The sequence below is a fragment of the Glutamicibacter sp. BS14 genome (assembly GCF_056934375.1).
Window position 1 is genome coordinate 2,772,737 of the sequence record NZ_CM167801.1, and the last position, 16,880, is coordinate 2,789,616.

Annotated in this window: 9 protein-coding genes and 3 pseudogenes; 2 read left to right on the top strand and 10 right to left on the bottom strand. The window is 54.8% G+C overall.

The window, feature by feature from the left end; genetic code table 11:
* The first annotated feature begins 22 nt into the window (after positions 1-22).
* A pseudogene (locus tag AC1Z36_RS13105) lies at positions 23-1,234 on the top strand (IS3 family transposase).
* 200 nt (positions 1,235-1,434) lie between these two features.
* Here the strand turns inward: AC1Z36_RS13105 and AC1Z36_RS13110 are convergent.
* The 7 genes and pseudogenes from AC1Z36_RS13110 to serA form a co-directional block, all read right to left on the bottom strand.
* A pseudogene (locus AC1Z36_RS13110) lies at positions 1,435-1,791 on the bottom strand (transposase); the annotation flags it as partial.
* A 151-nt stretch (positions 1,792-1,942) separates the two neighbouring features.
* Positions 1,943-2,227, bottom strand: a pseudogene (locus AC1Z36_RS13115) (IS1380 family transposase); the annotation flags it as partial.
* Positions 2,228-2,257: 30 nt separating this feature from the next.
* Positions 2,258-3,187: a hypothetical protein gene (locus tag AC1Z36_RS13120; RefSeq protein ID WP_402734926.1), complete on the bottom strand. Its 930-nt coding sequence runs from the start codon at positions 3,185-3,187 to the stop codon at positions 2,258-2,260.
* Positions 3,188-3,221: 34 nt separating this feature from the next.
* Complete coding sequence (locus AC1Z36_RS13125) at positions 3,222-4,190, bottom strand: glycosyltransferase (RefSeq protein WP_402734927.1); 969 nt, start codon at positions 4,188-4,190, stop codon at positions 3,222-3,224.
* The gene (locus tag AC1Z36_RS13130; RefSeq protein ID WP_483561314.1) at positions 4,190-6,112 is read right to left on the bottom strand and encodes a glycosyltransferase family protein; all 1,923 of its coding nucleotides are present in this window, start codon (positions 6,110-6,112) and stop codon (positions 4,190-4,192) included. The genes AC1Z36_RS13125 and AC1Z36_RS13130 overlap by 1 nt, the downstream gene beginning before the upstream one ends.
* Before the next feature lie 36 nt (positions 6,113-6,148).
* A complete protein-coding gene (locus AC1Z36_RS13135) occupies positions 6,149-7,567 on the bottom strand; it encodes an ATP-grasp fold amidoligase family protein (protein WP_483561315.1) in 1,419 nt (472 codons plus the stop codon).
* Between the two features lie 380 nt (positions 7,568-7,947).
* Complete coding sequence (gene serA / locus AC1Z36_RS13140) at positions 7,948-9,540, bottom strand: phosphoglycerate dehydrogenase (protein ID WP_402734930.1); 1,593 nt, start codon at positions 9,538-9,540, stop codon at positions 7,948-7,950.
* Positions 9,541-9,971: 431 nt separating this feature from the next.
* On the opposite strand from serA, the gene AC1Z36_RS13145 reads away from it, so the two are divergent.
* Positions 9,972-11,057, top strand: a complete 1,086-nt coding sequence (locus tag AC1Z36_RS13145) for a glycosyltransferase family 4 protein (protein WP_483561316.1) — start codon at positions 9,972-9,974, stop codon at positions 11,055-11,057.
* Between the two features lie 25 nt (positions 11,058-11,082).
* Here AC1Z36_RS13145 and AC1Z36_RS13150 read toward each other — a convergent pair whose 3' ends face one another.
* The 3 genes from AC1Z36_RS13150 to AC1Z36_RS13160 form a co-directional block, all read right to left on the bottom strand.
* Complete coding sequence (locus AC1Z36_RS13150; RefSeq protein ID WP_483561317.1) at positions 11,083-12,528, bottom strand: glycerophosphodiester phosphodiesterase; 1,446 nt, start codon at positions 12,526-12,528, stop codon at positions 11,083-11,085.
* A gap of 70 nt (positions 12,529-12,598) precedes the next feature.
* The gene (locus AC1Z36_RS13155; RefSeq protein WP_483561318.1) at positions 12,599-16,126 is read right to left on the bottom strand and encodes a PKD domain-containing protein; all 3,528 of its coding nucleotides are present in this window, start codon (positions 16,124-16,126) and stop codon (positions 12,599-12,601) included.
* On the bottom strand, positions 16,123-16,875 hold the full coding sequence (locus tag AC1Z36_RS13160) for a hypothetical protein (protein ID WP_483561319.1): 753 nt from the start codon (positions 16,873-16,875) through the stop codon (positions 16,123-16,125). The genes AC1Z36_RS13155 and AC1Z36_RS13160 overlap by 4 nt, the downstream gene beginning before the upstream one ends.
* Positions 16,876-16,880: the final 5 nt, after the last annotated feature.

Below are 16,880 nucleotides of genomic sequence, written 5' to 3' on the forward strand. Positions count from 1 at the left end.
GCGTTCGTAGGAGAATGAGTGCATGTCCAAACGTCAGAAGTTCACCCCGGAGTTCCGTGCCGAAGCAGTCGAACTAGTGATCTCCTCCCAGAAGAGCTTGGTCGAGGTCGCAGCCTCTCTAGGCATCAACGAAGGGACCCTGGGCAACTGGGTCCGTGCTTACCGGTCCGAGCACCCAGAATCGGAAGTCGAGGAACGCGGTCCAGTGGAATGGGCCCAATACGAGAAGCTGCGCAAGGAACTGCTGGAGGTGAAACGGGAGAACGACTTTTTAAAAGATGTCAGCGCCTATTTCGCCTCGAACAGCAAGAAATAAGCGCAATCTTCACCTTCATCAAAGCCCATGCCGGCCAGTACCCGGTGAACTGGATGTGCCAGAAACTGCAGGCTTCCAGGGCGTCCTGTTACCGGTGGCTGAACCCTTGTGAGGAGCTGAGCGAGGCCAAAGCACTGCGCATGCGCCGCACCGAACTGGTCCATACCGAGTTCGAAGCATCCAACCAGGTTGCTGGGGCCGGCCAACTGGTGGACCTGCTCCGCAACAACCATGAAGAAGAGATCCCGAAGTCCACGGTGCTCTCGATCATGAAAGACCTGGGGATCCAAGCCAAGCGGATGAGCGCGTTCAAGACCACGACGGTGCGTGATCATCAGGCCCGGACGGCGCATATCAAGAACCATATGGTCGATAAGCTCGGCCGGCGGGACTTCCGCTCTTGCCGTCCTGGGGCGAAACTGGTTGGCGATATCACATACCTGCGCACCGGCGAAGGCTGGTTGTATTTGGCGACGGTCATCGATTTGTATTCGCGTCAGATCGTGGGCTGGTCAATGGGCGAGAACATGCAAACTCAGCTGGTCATTGACGCGATGGAGCTTGCCGCGTCGCGGGGCTTTATCCAGTCTGGCACCGTGTTCCATTCAGACCGGGGCACGCAGTACACCTCTGGCGCGTTCCAGGCACGGTGCGCTGAGCAAGGGGTGCGGCAGTCGATGGGGCGCACGGGGGGTGTGCTGGGACAACTCCGTCGCAGAGTCAACCTTCTCGACGATCAAGAACGAAATGTATCACCACCGGGCTTTCACCAGCAGAGTAGCAGCGCGTACCGCGGTGATGGAATACATCGAGGTTTGGTACAACCGGAAGCGACCGCATACAGCTAACGGAGGGCTCAGCCCTCAGGCAGTTCTGGACTCGTACCAGGAAAGAAATTCTTTAGCCTTGGCGGCTTGAGAATATTTAGAAAAGATCAAAGATCGTGTCTCAAGAACTTGACCAGCTCAGGCCAAGGCATCATGGCAGCTGGATGTCTTCGAATACCGGACCGGCGGCGGTAAGGTCAGCACTGTCTACCAGCTGATCGATGACGCAACCCGCTACGACGTTGGGTCGTGGGCGTACCAGCAGCACGAGAGACCCTTCTATGACCTTTATCAAGCCGTAATCACCTGCAACTGACGATAGATGCTCCGAGCTATATAGCGCTTAAGAATCCGTTTGATATCCTTCGAGCTCAAACCTTCAGCCGTACGTTTCTCGACATAGCGTTTCGTTGCCTCAGCATGTCCCACCCTCGTCCGCGCGACCACGTCCAACGCCTTGTTCAGTTGCCGGTCACCATGACGGTTCAGGCGGTGACGCTCATAGTTTCCCGACGAAGCTTGTAACGGAGCAACGCCAGCCAGAGCGGCAAACGCAGCTTCAGAATGAACGCGCCCATTGTGAGAATAGGCCATGAGAATCCATGCCGTGGTCACGGGCCCTAGCCCAACTTTTTCATGACGGTCCGGAAACCCACCTACGACTGGCGTAAGCCACGCACTGGTGGGTTTCCCCATTTGCGGGCACGACGAAGAGCGCCACCCGCTGGCGCATGCACCGGCCACCACCCACCGAAAACTGCATTGCCGTTGAAGGAATCAAGGACCGGACGCCAGCGGCTCAGGCTGCCAAGTGCCCGTCTCGCCACCTGCCAGCCAGCCTGCTGATCCGCTCCTGCAACAACAGCACCAGACCCGCTTCTGGTGCGTCCTGGTTGACCAGTATTCGCGGCCTTCGGCTGCCGGTCACCAGCTTCCCGGCCAGCGACCAGATACGATATCGCCACCGCTTCAAATCCCAACTGACGGCGGCATGCTCGGCCGGCAGCACCGCCAGCTGCAGCCATGTCACCAGGTTCAAAGCGAACATCGCCAGATTCGCCCAGGCCTGGTTCGCGCCGAACGCTTTCGGGGACAATCCATTGCGTTGTGGTATTTATCGGGACGGAAGAACAAAATCGTATGTAATGGGAACGCCAACAGCCTCCCCAAGAGTAGCCTGCAAAAATGGCAGAACTGTTCCTGGAAGTGCATGTGCGCTCGGATTCAGGGTCTCCCAACGGCAAGGCACCAGCGCATCACCGAATTCAGTAAGCCCTCCTTCTGAACCCAATCCGAAATACTCAGAAAGCAGTGGGAAATGCGGATATTCAGAGAAAGAAATCGGGTCGTCTTTGTGACTAAATAAGGTGAAAGTTGCACCGCTACTCCTATCGCTTGACATTCTTCTGATGTCAAAACGATCCGGATAGCGTTCAAGCATCTCTTCCGATGAGGAAAGCTCCGGAAAAGCGGAATTATACAGATTCTTAATGACCCATGGACGATGAATTCCCGCGATAGTTTGGCCGTTTACAGATATTGCGTGGGAGTTGGGGATTTGCATACCAATTGCTATAGCAGCTAGACCGCCCGCCGAATGTCCCATTAATATTGTTTTTGTGAAATTCATTACCTTTTCGATCTTACGTATTACTTCAGCAATATTACGCGATAAATCAAATAAGGAATCGCCGGCGTACCAACCGATACTAAGCTTCTCATTCTTGAGAAGAGTGGAATCAGAAAAAGATACAAAAGGTTCAGTACGAGATCGCAATGATCCTACAAACTGAAATTTTGGCAGATCGGCTATTTTGCGCATTTCTGCACCGTGAAATCCTACTAATAACCTATTTCCACTACCTGGAATGTAGACGAAGTCAATTGGTAAATCACAACTATGTTCTTGAATGATATATCTGCACGAAACATCAGGATCAACTACCAACTTGTTAATTGATCCAAACCTTCGAATAGGCATTTTCATCAGATCGTCATATTCAGCCGAAAAGCCTCTATAGATGAAATTCTTTAGTTCAACCATATATACCTGTATCAAACGCTGGACTTAGTACCATTTAATGTCCTCTAATCGCTCGTGACATTTCCGAGATTGACCCCACATCAACTAGATCGTAGGTAACTTCGGATGACCGAGAATTCCTCTCCGACAATGCGCCGACATCATAAGCAACCGTAGAAACACCGCTATCTAGAGCCTCTTGCACCCCATACCCGAACGATTCCCCAAGGCTCGTGCTCACATAGAACCCATTACGGGCCTTCACCATGGAGAACAAGCTCGCAATCCCGGGCTGAGGAACATTGACGAGCGTGTACACACGATTTTTCACTCCGAGCGAAGATGCGTAGCCCATAAATCTAGAGAATCGCTCAGGATCATCCTCCAGTCCAAGCAGTATAATTCCAACATAGTCTTCACCAAGGACTTTCAGCAGCCTTAAGAAGTCGTTCACGTTCTTGCCCTTATCAAGACGACCTATCCAGATAAGCGGTTTCTTTTCGTCAGACCCGAATTTATAGTCCAACCCTGCAATCGGTTCAGAATTGAATATGCTTACGTCAACGAGATTGGGAACTACCGAAAGCTTTCCTATTGCCTGGGAATCCACAAACTGGCTCACGATTGCCTTTAGATACTCACTCGGTACGTTAATGCTATCGACCTCTTGAACATCAAACGCTTTGCATTCGCTTTCAATGATGCTATCGGTAGAAGTATGAAATTCATAGGTGACTCGAATATCTGAATCGCTGAAAATTTTGACAACCTCAGGAATGGAGGTTATGCATACTTCATCGTATTCAGTAATGCTAATTAAGTATTCTAAATATTTAACAAGTCTATCTTTTCTTACAATGGTTATTTGAGCATTTTCTAAATCCTCGTAAAATGACACGCCACCTTTATCGTTATTGAATATAAAGTGATAAAGATTATTTTCATCCGACAATGCTCTGTTACGATAAACGGAGGCCATTCCCCCCATGCTACAATTCGGATAAACAACGAGAATTTTTTTCATTAGGATACCTCAGATTCGAATATATTAATCATTTGTTGAGCTCTTTCGCCCCAGCTCGAAGAATTCAAATACGCATCTAACTCTGCTATATCTTCTTCTGTCACTCTTTCGGATGAGGTTGCAACAATCGACTGTTTCATTTCTTCGGCCCCTCGATAGACCTTTGACCAAGGTGCGGAGCCGACGCCGCCCATTGGCGCGGAAACTACTTTTACTCCCAACGCCAAATACTCATAGAGTTTATTGGGGTCTACACCAAAAGTGAGAGGAGATAATTTGAATGGAATCAATCCTACTGCCCAGTTTTTTGACTCTTCCACAAAACTTGCGTGGTCCATTGGACCAAGATAGTTTACGTTGCTCGGGAGTCTATCAACCATATGGTTTGGCATACCGTGCCCAATTACCCTGAACTCGTATTCTTCGAGTTGTGTCGCTACGTCCAATAGAGTGGACCAGTCAAACCAAGAGTCAGTCAAATGCCCCAAATATCCCACGACTTTAGACCCATACTTTCGCCGCTGAGACTCAATGGTGCGGTGGGGCTTGCCATTTTCAAGTAGAAAGTCCGATACGGCGTTTGGTACGACTCTGACGTCATTGCGTCCTGCAATGATGGCCGCCTTTTCTGCCAAACGGGGACTAACTGTGGTTACGTGGTCCGCGCGCTCCAGCACGTACTGTTCGAGCTGATTATCGAACCATTTCGAATAACCGACCCGATTGAACTCTTCCATATCGTCTCGAATTTCATAGACTGTTGTCCATCCAGAAGAGTTCAAGAGATCAAGCGCGGAGACCGCTTCAAAGTTTGGAAACGAAGTACAAACAAATACGTCTTTAGAATTGTTTCTCTTACTAAGAAGATACTGAAGCTTGGGCCACAAGGAGCGACATACGATCCATGCTTTATCACTGTGTCGTTCTATGCCACCAGGCACCTTGCTAAATGGCAAGAAAATTACGTAAATACCTAGTTTGGTGAATTCTGCTGCCAAACGATTAGGTCGCAGTGACAATGTGGCATGGCCCAACGGTGGAGCAGTTGTATGAAGTACAACTAATCTATCATCGGACGGGATCAAGCCAAGGATACTATTCAAATTAGTTTCGTCGATAAGATCGTCATTCAACGGTTCAGTAAAACCCTCAACTGTCCATTCTCTGGAAAGGAGAAAGTCTCCTTTTTTCTTCCATGAACGTATCTGAATTTCGACAGATGATGCATACTGAGGTACAGAAAAGTTATAAACTGATTTTGAAGGTTCAAGATACTGGTATGGACCGAGTTGGGAATTAATCGCGTACTCTGGCACTCCCGGCACTTGATGGCCTTGCGAATCGCTCCAGGCTGCCGTGATGATAGCGCTGGATTCGGATCCAGTTGGTGAGTACGAGTTGACATTTATGTGGACAGAATTCGAGTCATCGATGCTGTCGAGAACACGGGACGAAAATCCTAGCGTGTTCACATCGTCATAGAACAACTGGTCAAACCAGACTAGATCAATTTCTGAGATTGTGTATATCCCCTTGCCTGAAATCCTGAAAAACAAAGTGCATGAATCTGTATGATCGGGAATTTCATTCCAAAGGCTATTATTCTCAGCGAAGTAGAGGTGTTTCTCGTGGGTTGATCCAGCACGTTTTACGTACGTGGCAACCCCTCCCTCTATTCTTCGGCTCGATACGGTACTTTGTTCAACTTCGCATTCGTAAGTCAGGCTCAGCCACCCCGCACCACCAATATCAATGCTCGACCGCACCGGCGCCTCCGTGAAGTTTGCCTCATCACGACGATGTACAAGATAACAAGGTTTGTCATCTTGTACGTCGACGACGACGCGATAAAATTCGTCGGAAATCTCTACAGATACACTGTTATTCTTTCCTGAAATATGCCAGTCTTTTGAAAATATCATCCTAATTCCCTTACATGTAGTTCATCGATGGGCGCATCATGCGCCATTGGAACGGTTGTTTTGCGACCAATTGAGTCCAAGTTCCATTTGGAAACCTGCAGTAAAAGTTTCAATCTGTTCAAAATACGGCCCGCCAGGTGTGAAGGTTACTTCGCCGCAAATAGGTCCCAGGCCCGACATGTAGAAATCTACTCTTAAGAATTCCGTTCCGATAAGAGTTGCTACTTTTGATGCGAGTATTTTCATGTCGGCTAACCCTGTTGGTGAAGCGAAAGTCGTCCTTCGGGCCAAAGTGCTATTAACGTCGACTTGATCCTTGCTTAGTGGTACGAAGTTTGCATCGCACCACGATACGGCGTTTGGTGTCTCATTCCGATCGATACACTGGATTATCTCAACTTCTCCGTTGAACACATATAACTTGAAATCTCTGGGTATCGTATATTTTCCTCTATCGTGTATTTTTACCTGAACCATCAGCTGGTTATTTTCTTGAGGATATTTCTCAAACAGGTCTTTGTAAAAATCAATAAGATTTTTTGCCGAATAAATTTCATTATTAGCAAGGTTGAGGAAACCTTTTGGATGTCTTTTTAATACAAGAACTCCCCTACTTGAACTCGATTCAACAGGCTTCAAAACGATCTGATCATTCTTTGGTAGTTTATTCAAATCGTTCAAGTCTGAAAGTACAGCTAACAGTTCAGGTGTGGGAATAGAATTTTCGCGGCAGAATCTATCGAAATGGATCTTGTTCTCAAGTTGTGTGTCGTAGCTTCTGTCGTTCCCAGCGATTCGTTCCGACATAAGGTCAAACCAAGAGTTTCTTCCTGGAATCCGCGAAGTCGACCGTGCCGCTGGAGGCAATTTACTTGCCCAAGCAATAGATTTATCCAAGTGTTCGATGAAATTAGTCATCAAAGGCGGGTTATGTCTCGTGCCTTCCCGGGTGATCGCCGTTCTGTAAGTACCTTTCCTCTGATATGTTTGGAGGACTTTGACGAATGGCAGATAATGATCATGGAAATGAAATTCCTCTTCGTTCTGCACTATATAAACAAAGTTCTCGACCCGTTGTTTGTATCGCTCGACAGGTGCATATCTCGAATCGAAACCTGTTTCCCAGTCAATTTCCCCAAGTTGGCGTTCTTCGGCATTCATCTCCTCCCACAGGTCCGGCCGCGAAACCCTGATGAAGTTTTTTCTCGCGGCAGGGCTTTCACCGTCAACTAAATATTTTGATATGTCTGTCTGAGCGTTAAATGCCAGTGCAACACAATTAGGAATAAACGAAGCAACTTGTAAAGCAGTGAATCCCCCACCAGAAGATCCGCAAAGTATCAAGTTTCGAATATTAAGTTGCTCTACAACTTTTACGATCCATTTTGCAATAAGTCGCTGAACGTCGACTTGTTGCCAACCTACATACCAAGACAAGCTGAGGTTCTTATCCAAGAACAAAGTCGGATCAGCTATGAACATTGAACTATGGTCTCGTTCTTTTAGGCTCTTTAGTCTTTCAAACCTTGGAAGTCGCGTGGAGGTTCGATCGACTGCGCCATGAAAGCTTACGACTAGCGTATCGGAGGACTTATTAATCAAGAGCGCATGGAGCTCAGCCATATTCCATTCGTAGACGTACCGAGATACTGTTTCATGGGGGTCGATATCCAACTTAGTTGGGTTATAGACTTTACGAATATTTACATTCGAGGCGTCCTGATTTATCTGCTCGGCTTTCAAGATTTTCCGTTCAATGTGCAATATAGATTGTAAAATAGGTATAGGGTAAAGCTCAGCGCCTTACCCTATACTATAGTTGAGATTTAACGAATCTAACGAAGGTTTATTTCCCTCGCCACACTTGCACCGATGGCAGCACCAACGACATCCAGAACGCCCTGCGGCAACGCCGAATCAATATTGATGACCGCCAAGGCTTCCGACCTCTTTTCATCGCGCGATACCTGCATACCTGCAATGTTGACGCCCTGCTCCCCCAGCACGTTGCCCAGCGAGCCAACGACACCTGGACGATCCGCGTAGCGAACGACAATCATGTGATCCGAAATAGGGATTTCGATTTCGTGGCCGTTGATGCCTACGAGCTTCTCGATCTGCTTAGGCCCGGTCAAGGTGCCCGCCACAGCAAGCTGGGTGCCCTCGTTGGTGGACCCCTTGATGGTAAGCTGGTTGCGGTATTCAGGCGAATCAGGGGTGGTGATCAGACGGGTAGCAACACCGCGCTGCTCAGCCAAGACCGGGGCATTCACGTAGGAGACCTGATCCGAAACAACGTCCATGAAGACGCCCTTGAGTGCCGAGAGCTCCAGTGCCTTGACATCCAGTGAAGCGATCTCGCCGGCAACTTCAACGTCAATGCTGGTCAGCGAGCCGGAAGTCAAGGCGTTGAAGATACGGCCCAGCTTCTCAATCAGCGGGATGCCAGGGCGCACGTTCTCATCGATGACGCCGCCGGCAACGTTCACAGCATCCGGGACCAATTCGCCGGCCAGTGCCAGGCGAACCGACTTGGCAACCGAGACACCGGCCTTTTCCTGTGCTTCATCTGTTGAAGCGCCAAGGTGCGGGGTGACGGTGACGTTCTCGAATTCAAAGAATGGAAGATCGGTGCTTGGCTCCTTGACGAACACGTCAATGCCGGCGCCTGCAATTTCTTCATTCTTCAATGCTTCGTAAAGCGCATCCTGATCCACCAGACCGCCACGGGCCACGTTGACCACGTATGCGGACTTCTTCATCTTGGTGAAGGCATCCTTGCCCAGCATGCCCAGGGTTTCCGGTGTCTTTGGCATATGGATGGTGATGAAGTCGGCCTCAGCCAGCAGCTCGTCCAAGGTCAGCAAGGTGACACCCAGCTGTGCTGCACGGGCAGGAGTGACGTATGGGTCGTAGGCAACGATCTCCATGCCGAAGCCCTGCAGTCGGGCAGCAACCAGTGCACCGATGCGGCCCAGTCCGATAATGCCGGCCTTCTTCTCGAAGAGTTCAACGCCGGTGTAGGCGCTGCGCTTCCATTCGCCGTTCTTCAGCGATGCGTTGGCAGCAGGAATGCGGCGTGCCAGGGACACGATGTGGCCCACGGTCAATTCAGCCGCGGAGATGATGTTGGAGGTTGGAGCGTTGACCACCATGACGCCAGCCTGGGTGGCTGCCTTGATGTCTACGTTATCCAGGCCCACGCCGGCACGGGCGATAACCTTCAAGTTCTTTGCTGCGGCGATAGCTTCGGCATCCACCTGGGTTGCGGAGCGAACGAGGATTGCATCTACCTCGGCAATGGCTTCGAGCAGCTGGGAGCGGTCAGCTCCGTCGGTCTGACGAATTTCAAAGTCGGGGCCGAGAGCAGCAACGGTTGCTGGGGAGAGTTGTTCGGCCAGAAGTACGATTGGCTTGTTGTCAGACACGGGTGTGGCACCTTTGCGATTTCTTGGGCTGATGCTTGCTTGGAGGCAGCTGTTTTCCACTGCCTACATTTCCAGAGTAGCGCTATGCATCCCCCGTTTTCCCTCGAATTCATGCATGTTACGCAGGGAAAAACCGACTTTGTGAAAACTTTCACTTATTGGATAGGATGTATCGAATGCCGGTGCGAAACATTACGTTTCCGCTCAGGATGCCATCTCTCATCCCTGTGTTTCCGGATCCACACCAACTTCGCCGCATTGCTGGCGGATTTTTTGCGGTCCCCCTACTTTTACTTGGATACAAGATCTGAGACTGACTGCTCCTATCGGATATCAGTTTCGAATGGGAAGATCACTTCATGGGGGCAAAGGCATCGAACCGAACGATCGTGGTAGCGCATCCAGGTTCCGAAATGTATGGATCCGACAGAATGCTGCTGGAGGACGTCAAAGGCTTGTTGCGGGGAAGTTGGAGGGTCACCGTCGGACTTCCTGCCGAGGGTCTGCTGGCGTCGGCCTTGCGTGAGCAGGGCGCCAAGGTAGTGGTCTGCAATACGCCGGTGCTGCGCAAGTCAATCTTCACCCCGCGCGGGGCCGTGGGGTTTGCCAAAGACACTTTCCAAGGCGTGCGCCAAATGCATGCATTGCTCAAGAGCACCAAGCCATCCGCTGTCCTGGTGAACACCACCATCATCCCCTTATGGGTCGCCTATGCCCGCCTGTCGGGGCACAAGGTTGCCCTGCACGTGCACGAGTCCGAATCCCATTCCCCCAAACCGATGCGCTTGGGCTTGTCCCTGCCCGGGACCTTCGCTCACAGGATCATCGCCAACAGCCGCTTCACCAATGCCGCGTACCTCCAGCACGTGCCTTGGGCGCAGAAGAACAGCCAAGTCATCTACAACGGCATCGCAGGACCCCCGCATCCAGCGCCGGCCCGGCAGAAACTTAACGGCCCCTTGCGATTGCTCTACGTCGGACGGCTCTCTGAGCGAAAAGGGTTGCTGGTGCTGCTCGATGCCGTCACGATACTGCAACATCAAGGCGTGGACGTGTCGTTGAGCCTGGTCGGGGCCGTATTCGAAGGCTACGAAGCCTTCGAACAGGCGCTCAAAGATCGCGTCAAGGCTCTGCCGCGACCCGAACTTGTGGAGTTCCTGGGATTCCAATCCGATGTTTGGCCCCATTATGAATCCGCGGACATCGCTGTGGTCCCCGCGCAGCTCGAAGAATCCTTCGGGAACACCGCGGTGGAAGCCATACTCGCCGAACGTCCGGTCATTGCCTCGCGCATCGGCGGCTTGCAGGAAGCCGTGGAACCGTATTCCAGCGCGGTACTCGTTGAACCAGGAAATCCCCAACAGCTGGCGGCGGCCATCGAGACGATTCGCAGCGGGTGGGAGCAGTTCAGAGTTTCGGCGAAGCAGTCGGCGCTGAAGGCGCGAGAATTCCACGACCCCGAGCTCTTCGGACAGCGCATGGATTCTGCCTTGAAATCGCTTCTTGCCTCCGGATAATCTTCAGCTCCATGCTCTGCCCCGGTTACGCCGATGCTTCCAGCTCCAGCGACACCTTTCGGAAGTCCACCCCATGCCCGGCCGGAATCAGGTTCATCAGGTTCAGGTAGCCAGGTGCAACAGATTCGCCCAGTTCCGCGGCCAATGCCTCGCCACCGCATTCGGCCAGGATCCGCCCATCCGCCATCACCAGCTCGATCTGCACCCATTCACCCCCAGAAGGCGCATTCCACATTGCCCTTCCCAGCTTGTGCGGAGTTTTGCCGCCTGCTCGCCAAAGCGATACTTCGCCTTGGCTTTCGAGCTGGAGGTGGAATCCGTCTGCCTGCGATTCCTCGAATGCCCGGTAGGGCTCATCCGTTGGCAATCCGAAGGCCAGTCCGGCAATCTGGTTCCCGCTTCCCCGCTGCGGCCAGCGGATCTGGGCCGTCAAACGCCAATTCCCGGCCCCAGCCAAGGCCATTGATCCCAGGGCATAGGATGCCTTGCGGGAGTCGCCAAGCGTGAGAATGCCTTCTGCGGCAGAGATCTGCGGCTGCGCTTTCCAGGTGATCGCATCGGGCAGATCACCCGCGGCCCGCAGGCCGCTGGTGAAGCCGTCTGCAACCGTCGGCACGGCTTGCGGTGAAGAAGTTACGTAGGGCAAGTTCGAGCACATCATCCCCCGCACGCCCTGCCGTGCCAGCCAGTCCCTCTGGCTTCTGCGGTGCACTTCCCAGCAGATCACTGGAAGCCCCGTGTCCACTGCGCGTTCAATGGTGCCCGGGTCAGCCGAATCGTGGATTCCTAGTGCATCGAACCCACCAGCAAGCTGTTCAATGCCGCCAAAATTCTCCGGGGCGAAGTAGCCCCAAGTCTTCATCCCGGCGGCCGATGCCAATTCGGCTCCGGTACCGGTTGCCGGCTGCTTCCACACCGTCGATTCGATAGGAACCGGGGAAGCGGCAATCATCTCGATCAGCTCGGCGGCGTGCTGTCCGCTCTTGTCCTCGATAAAGAGGACCGCCTGGTCCGCCAGTGCTTCCAGAACGGTTTCCAGGCGTACCAAGGGCTCCAACGCAGCATTCGGTCCAAGCCATTGGCGAGCATTGTTGCGCAGTGCTTGGAGCTCGTCCCACGCGGTTTCGCTGATCAGCCGCGGGACTCCGCACAGGCGCTCCAGGCTGGCGTCATGGTGGCAAATGAATTGGCCGTCCTTGCTCCGGTGCACCGAGATCTCGATGGCTTGGGCGCCATGGGCCAGGGCTTGCCGGTAGGCGTGCAGCGTATGCTCGGTCCAGTTATCCCCCGACCCGCGATGGGCAATGTAGAAGAGATCTTGCCCGAGCAGGTCTGCCGCGCTGACTGCCTTGGGCGAGGCGCGCTTTGCCACCAATTCCCCTGAGCACCCGGCCAGCAGCAATGCGCCGGCAGCCAAGCCCAGGAACGTGCGGCGGCTGACCGCGAGCGGCCCTGCAGTTCCGGTTTCCATGATGCCCCCTCGGCAGCCCAGGCCCGCCAAAGCCTGGGCTCTGGCGGGTCTGGCATTGTGCGGATCCTAGCTAACCGATCACGGACAGGTTGTCGAAGGACGCGGTCACCGGTGCATTGGATGTCGAGCCGGAGAGGTACAGGCGCAGGCCTATGCCTCCTGGAACTTGCAGCGCACTGGTCGAGTCGCTGGCGTTGAGCTGCCAGTCGGCTGGCTCGCTGTCTGCGGCAGCCCAGATCTTTGCCGCCAGCTGCGTCGGGTTGGTTCCTGTCACCGACAGCTTCAAGTGGACCGCCTGGCCAGCCTGGTAGCCGAAGGAGGACTGGTACTGCGTGGCCAGAACACTCTCCGCACCGCCCACGGCACGAATCAGCTGGATCTGGATGCCGCCCGAGGAAGTGAACTGGCTTTTGAGGTAGTACTGGTTCGCATTGCCCAGATACCTCGACGAGAAGGACACATAGGTTCCATTGCCGGTCGGCTGTTTATCCAGCTGCACCTGGACAGCGGCTTGCGTGGTGGTGCTGTCGACCACCGGCAGGTAGATCGCCGGCCCTGAACCGGGATTCAGGCCCAGAAGCTGGCCGACTCCCCCAGCGACGTTGGCTGTCGCCGCGGATCCGGTCCGCGTCCACGTGCCACCGGTATCGGCAGCGCCCCAATTGCCGGTGACATTGCGGCTAAAGGCGTCAACTGCCACCGGCCTTGGCGGTAGCGAGACCTTCACCGTTTCGGTGTGGCTATCCACCAAGCCGTCCGGATCACTGGCTTCCAGGGTTATCGTGTACTCATCTGGTTCGCTGTAGCTGAACGATTCAATGGCTGAGCCCTCCACCCAGTCGCTGCCGTTGCCGAAGGACCAGCGGTAGCTGAGCTCATCATTATCGGGATCAGAACTCTGCGAGGCATCAACGGTAACCTTCAGCCCGTCCACTTCAGTAATTTCGAAGGCCGCTTCCGGAGGCTGGTTGGGTTCGGGCGGCGGCAGAATGGTGACCTGCTTCGTGGCCGTATCCGTCCCGTTGGCATCATCGGTGACCGTCAGCTTCACCTGATAGGTCCCGGGTTCTGCGTAGCTATGCCCGGCGGTGATGCCTTCGGCGCTGTTTCCATCTCCGAAATCCCATCCATAGCTGGCGATGGTGCCGTCGGGATCCGTGGACTCCGATGCATCCACGGAGAGCTGCTGGCCCTGGATCTCATGGGTGAATTCAGCCGTCGGACTGGCATTGGCAGGTCGTCCGATTCCAGCCTGGTAATGGTTCGCCACCGCGGCCGGGCTCAGCTGCTTGCCGTAGACCGCGACTTCGTCGACCCGTCCGGCGAAACCGCCAGTTGGCGCCGAGCTCCATCCGCTGACACGGTCATTGCCCACTCGCCAGAAGCCGTCGAGTTCCAATGCGGATTTGGTGCTTGCACGCGAGGCTACTTGCTGCCCGTCCACGTACAGGCGCATGCCATCTTCTCCCAGGCTTGAGACCACATGATGCCACCTGTTGTCGTTGTAGATCCCGGAAGAGGTGATCACCCGGCGAGCGCCGCGTTCGGTCACGCCGAAGGACAACCGTCCCAGGGAATTCACATAGGTCAACCGGTCATGGTCGGTCGAGTCCGCATTCTGTCCATTGCCATAGCCGATGAGCCGGCCACGCTGCAGGGGCGAGGCCTTGAACCACAATTCGGTCGTGAACTCCTGCGGACGCTGCCAGCGAACCATGTCCTGCGCCCCGCTGCCGCCCAGGGACAGGCTGCGGCCATTTCCCCCGGCAATAGCTGATGAGGAATCGACTCCTGCATTTCCTGCGAGCTGCAGGTCTTCGCTTCCGGCGGCGTCAAGGGCAGTGGAGTTGTCAGCTGCTCCGAATGGCCAGTAGGCCTTGGGCTTGTCAGCTTTGATGACCTTTTCGTATGCGGTGGAGGCAACGGTGTCCTGCGCCACCGTGATGCTTTCGGTGGTGCTGCGTGCCTCCTTCCCCGTCGGGTCCACGGCGAAGATCCGGTAGCTGTGCGTGCTTCCCGGCTCCACGTCCTTGTCCACGAAGGACATGCCTTGGCGCATCCAGAAGGTCGAGTCGGCTTGGACCGTGTGGATGGGCGCGTTATTCGCTCCGTCCCGGATCACCTTGTAGGCCAGGGTCCCGTTGTCCATGTCCGAGGCTGCCTGCCAGCGGATGCGCACTTCGCCTGCAGTGGTGGAGCTCAGGGTCGGAACGAAGTCCTCGCCGCTTGGCAGCGGGCCCCTGTCATTGGGCGCCAGGCTGCGGATGGCGAAGCGGACCAGCCCCTGCTGGTTCTTGTAGTTCACCCGCTGGAATTCCCCACCATAGACAATGAATTCGTCATTGCCTGTGACACTCCATGGGCCTTGGCTCTGCCCGGTATAGGTGCCGGTGCTCAACGCCGGGAACCAGGTCTGCAGCCGCGGATGCGGCAGTCCTTCGAAGTTGGTATATCCGTGGATTTCACGGTCAATTGTCCCTGCCGTTTCCTTGCTGAAGGCCATGGCGCGGTTGTACTGCCAGTTGGGTTCCTGGGCGAATCCGCCGATGTTTCCGCAATAGTGCGGATGCCCGGCAAGGTAGAGCAGGTCTCCGGTGGCGTGCACGGAGTAAGTATCCCCGTGGCAGTCCTCTACCCAGCGTGTTTCGAGGTCTGCCCATTTGATGGCCACCACGCCTTCCAGGGTGGTCGCTCGACCGAACGTGTAGCCGCTGGCGTAGAAAGTGTCCTGGTCTGTGGCAATGGACGTGATGGAACCAGTCTCCCCGCCATTGCGGACATGCGAGGCTGCCGGATATGGGTACTTCCCGCTGGTCTCGGTGCTCACGACGGCCAGGCCGTTGGCGAAGTCGCTGGTCGAGTTCACCTGCGTGAATTTGCCGCCCAAGGCCAGCTTTGTCCCATCGGGCGACAGCGACATGGACTCGACGTGCCCTCCTGCGACCACGGGCCTGAACGACAGGAGGGCCGCGTCGCTGGCACGCAACGCAGCCGCTTGCTCGCGCCAGGCTTCGCCAATGCGGAAGAACGAACCGCCCAGGTACACCGTGGTGTTCGTGGCGACAATGCTGCGCACGGAATTGGAAGGCTGCGGGTCGAATTCCTCGATGCGTTCTCCGGTTACCGGGTCCAGTGCCGCAATGCGCGAGGCGCTTTGCCCGTCCAAGGTGGTGAAGTCGCCGCCAGCGTAGAGCCGGCTGCCGTCCGGCGAGGCAGCAAGAGTGAGTATCTGGGCATTGAATTCCGGAGTGAAGCTGTTGAGCAGTTCTCCGGTTCGAATGTCGTAGGCGAGGATGTTCTTGCGTGTTGCGGTTTGCGTCCCGGCCGCCGCACCTGCAGGACGTGCGGTAGCGAAGCTTCCTCCCGCATATACCGTGTTGCCAATGACCACTTGGCTCCAGACCACGCCATCGATCTGGACGGTCGGGAGGGCATCGGCGGTGACGGTCGCAGGGGTGAGCGGGTCTGACGGATCCGCGGGCACACTATCTGCAAGTGCCTGCGGCGGCGTGGCTAATGCGGCGGCCGCGATCAGCGCGGTTGCAGCAATCATGGTCATGGCCCATCGGGCGATGGCCGGGGCGGATCTGCGGATCATGGCGATACCTCACCTGCGAGCTGTTGGATTTTCTTAGTTGCGCCGGTTTCGAATTCTAGGGTCACGTCAGACTCGGATTCTGTTTGGGCGCTGAAGAGATAGGTGGCAGTAGCCTGCTTGCCTGCCGCCAGTTGTGCGGGAAGTACGGTGCTGCGTGTGTCGGTGAGCACGGCCGCCGGTTCCCTGCCGTCGCCGTAGAACAAGCGCACTTGGGCCTTGCCCAAGTCCAGCGTGGTGACTCCGTCGTTGGATAACTCGATTTCAACCAGTGTCGCGGCCCCTGCGATTTGCCCGATGCCTTCTGCTTCGGACTGGGTTTGCTCGATGCGCTTGATCCGCATCTGCGCATGCGGGCCCGCCTGGACTTCTTCAGCAAGGTCCACTGCCTTGGCTGTGGCAGGCGGCTTGCCAGCCGCTTGGGCGTCCGGCGCCACTTTCTGCGCGTCCTTGTCCTTTTTCCATGTGGACTTCTCTGCTTTCTCGGCAGGAGCAGCTGAATCCTCGGATTTTTCAGCGGCTTTGCCCGCCTTGGTGGCGGGCGCCGCCAAGGCTGATTCGTGCAGCTGCTGATCGATAGTCGCCAATGTAGTTTCGGCTGGTTCCCCAGGCATGGCCGCTTGCGGCGAAGCCTGGGGTTCTACCGTGCAGGACACCAGGGCGATTCCCAGCAAGAGCAGCATCGGAACGATGCGCATCTTGGCTGGGACATGGCCGAAGGCCGGAGGTTCTGTTGCTTGTGCGCGTTGCATGATCT

Excerpts from the sequence above, each read along its gene's own strand:
- AC1Z36_RS13120 (WP_402734926.1), bottom strand. The coding sequence starts at position 3,187 with ATGGTTGAACTAAAGAATTTCATCTATAGAGGCTTTTCGGCTGAATAT.
- AC1Z36_RS13125 (WP_402734927.1), bottom strand. The coding sequence starts at position 4,190 with ATGAAAAAAATTCTCGTTGTTTATCCGAATTGTAGCATGGGGGGAATG.
- AC1Z36_RS13130 (WP_483561314.1), bottom strand. The coding sequence starts at position 6,112 with ATGATATTTTCAAAAGACTGGCATATTTCAGGAAAGAATAACAGTGTA.
- AC1Z36_RS13145 (WP_483561316.1), top strand. The coding sequence starts at position 9,972 with ATGCTGCTGGAGGACGTCAAAGGCTTGTTGCGGGGAAGTTGGAGGGTC.
- AC1Z36_RS13150 (WP_483561317.1), bottom strand. The coding sequence starts at position 12,528 with ATGGAAACCGGAACTGCAGGGCCGCTCGCGGTCAGCCGCCGCACGTTC.
- AC1Z36_RS13155 (WP_483561318.1), bottom strand. The coding sequence starts at position 16,126 with ATGATCCGCAGATCCGCCCCGGCCATCGCCCGATGGGCCATGACCATG.
- AC1Z36_RS13160 (WP_483561319.1), bottom strand. The coding sequence starts at position 16,875 with ATGCAACGCGCACAAGCAACAGAACCTCCGGCCTTCGGCCATGTCCCA.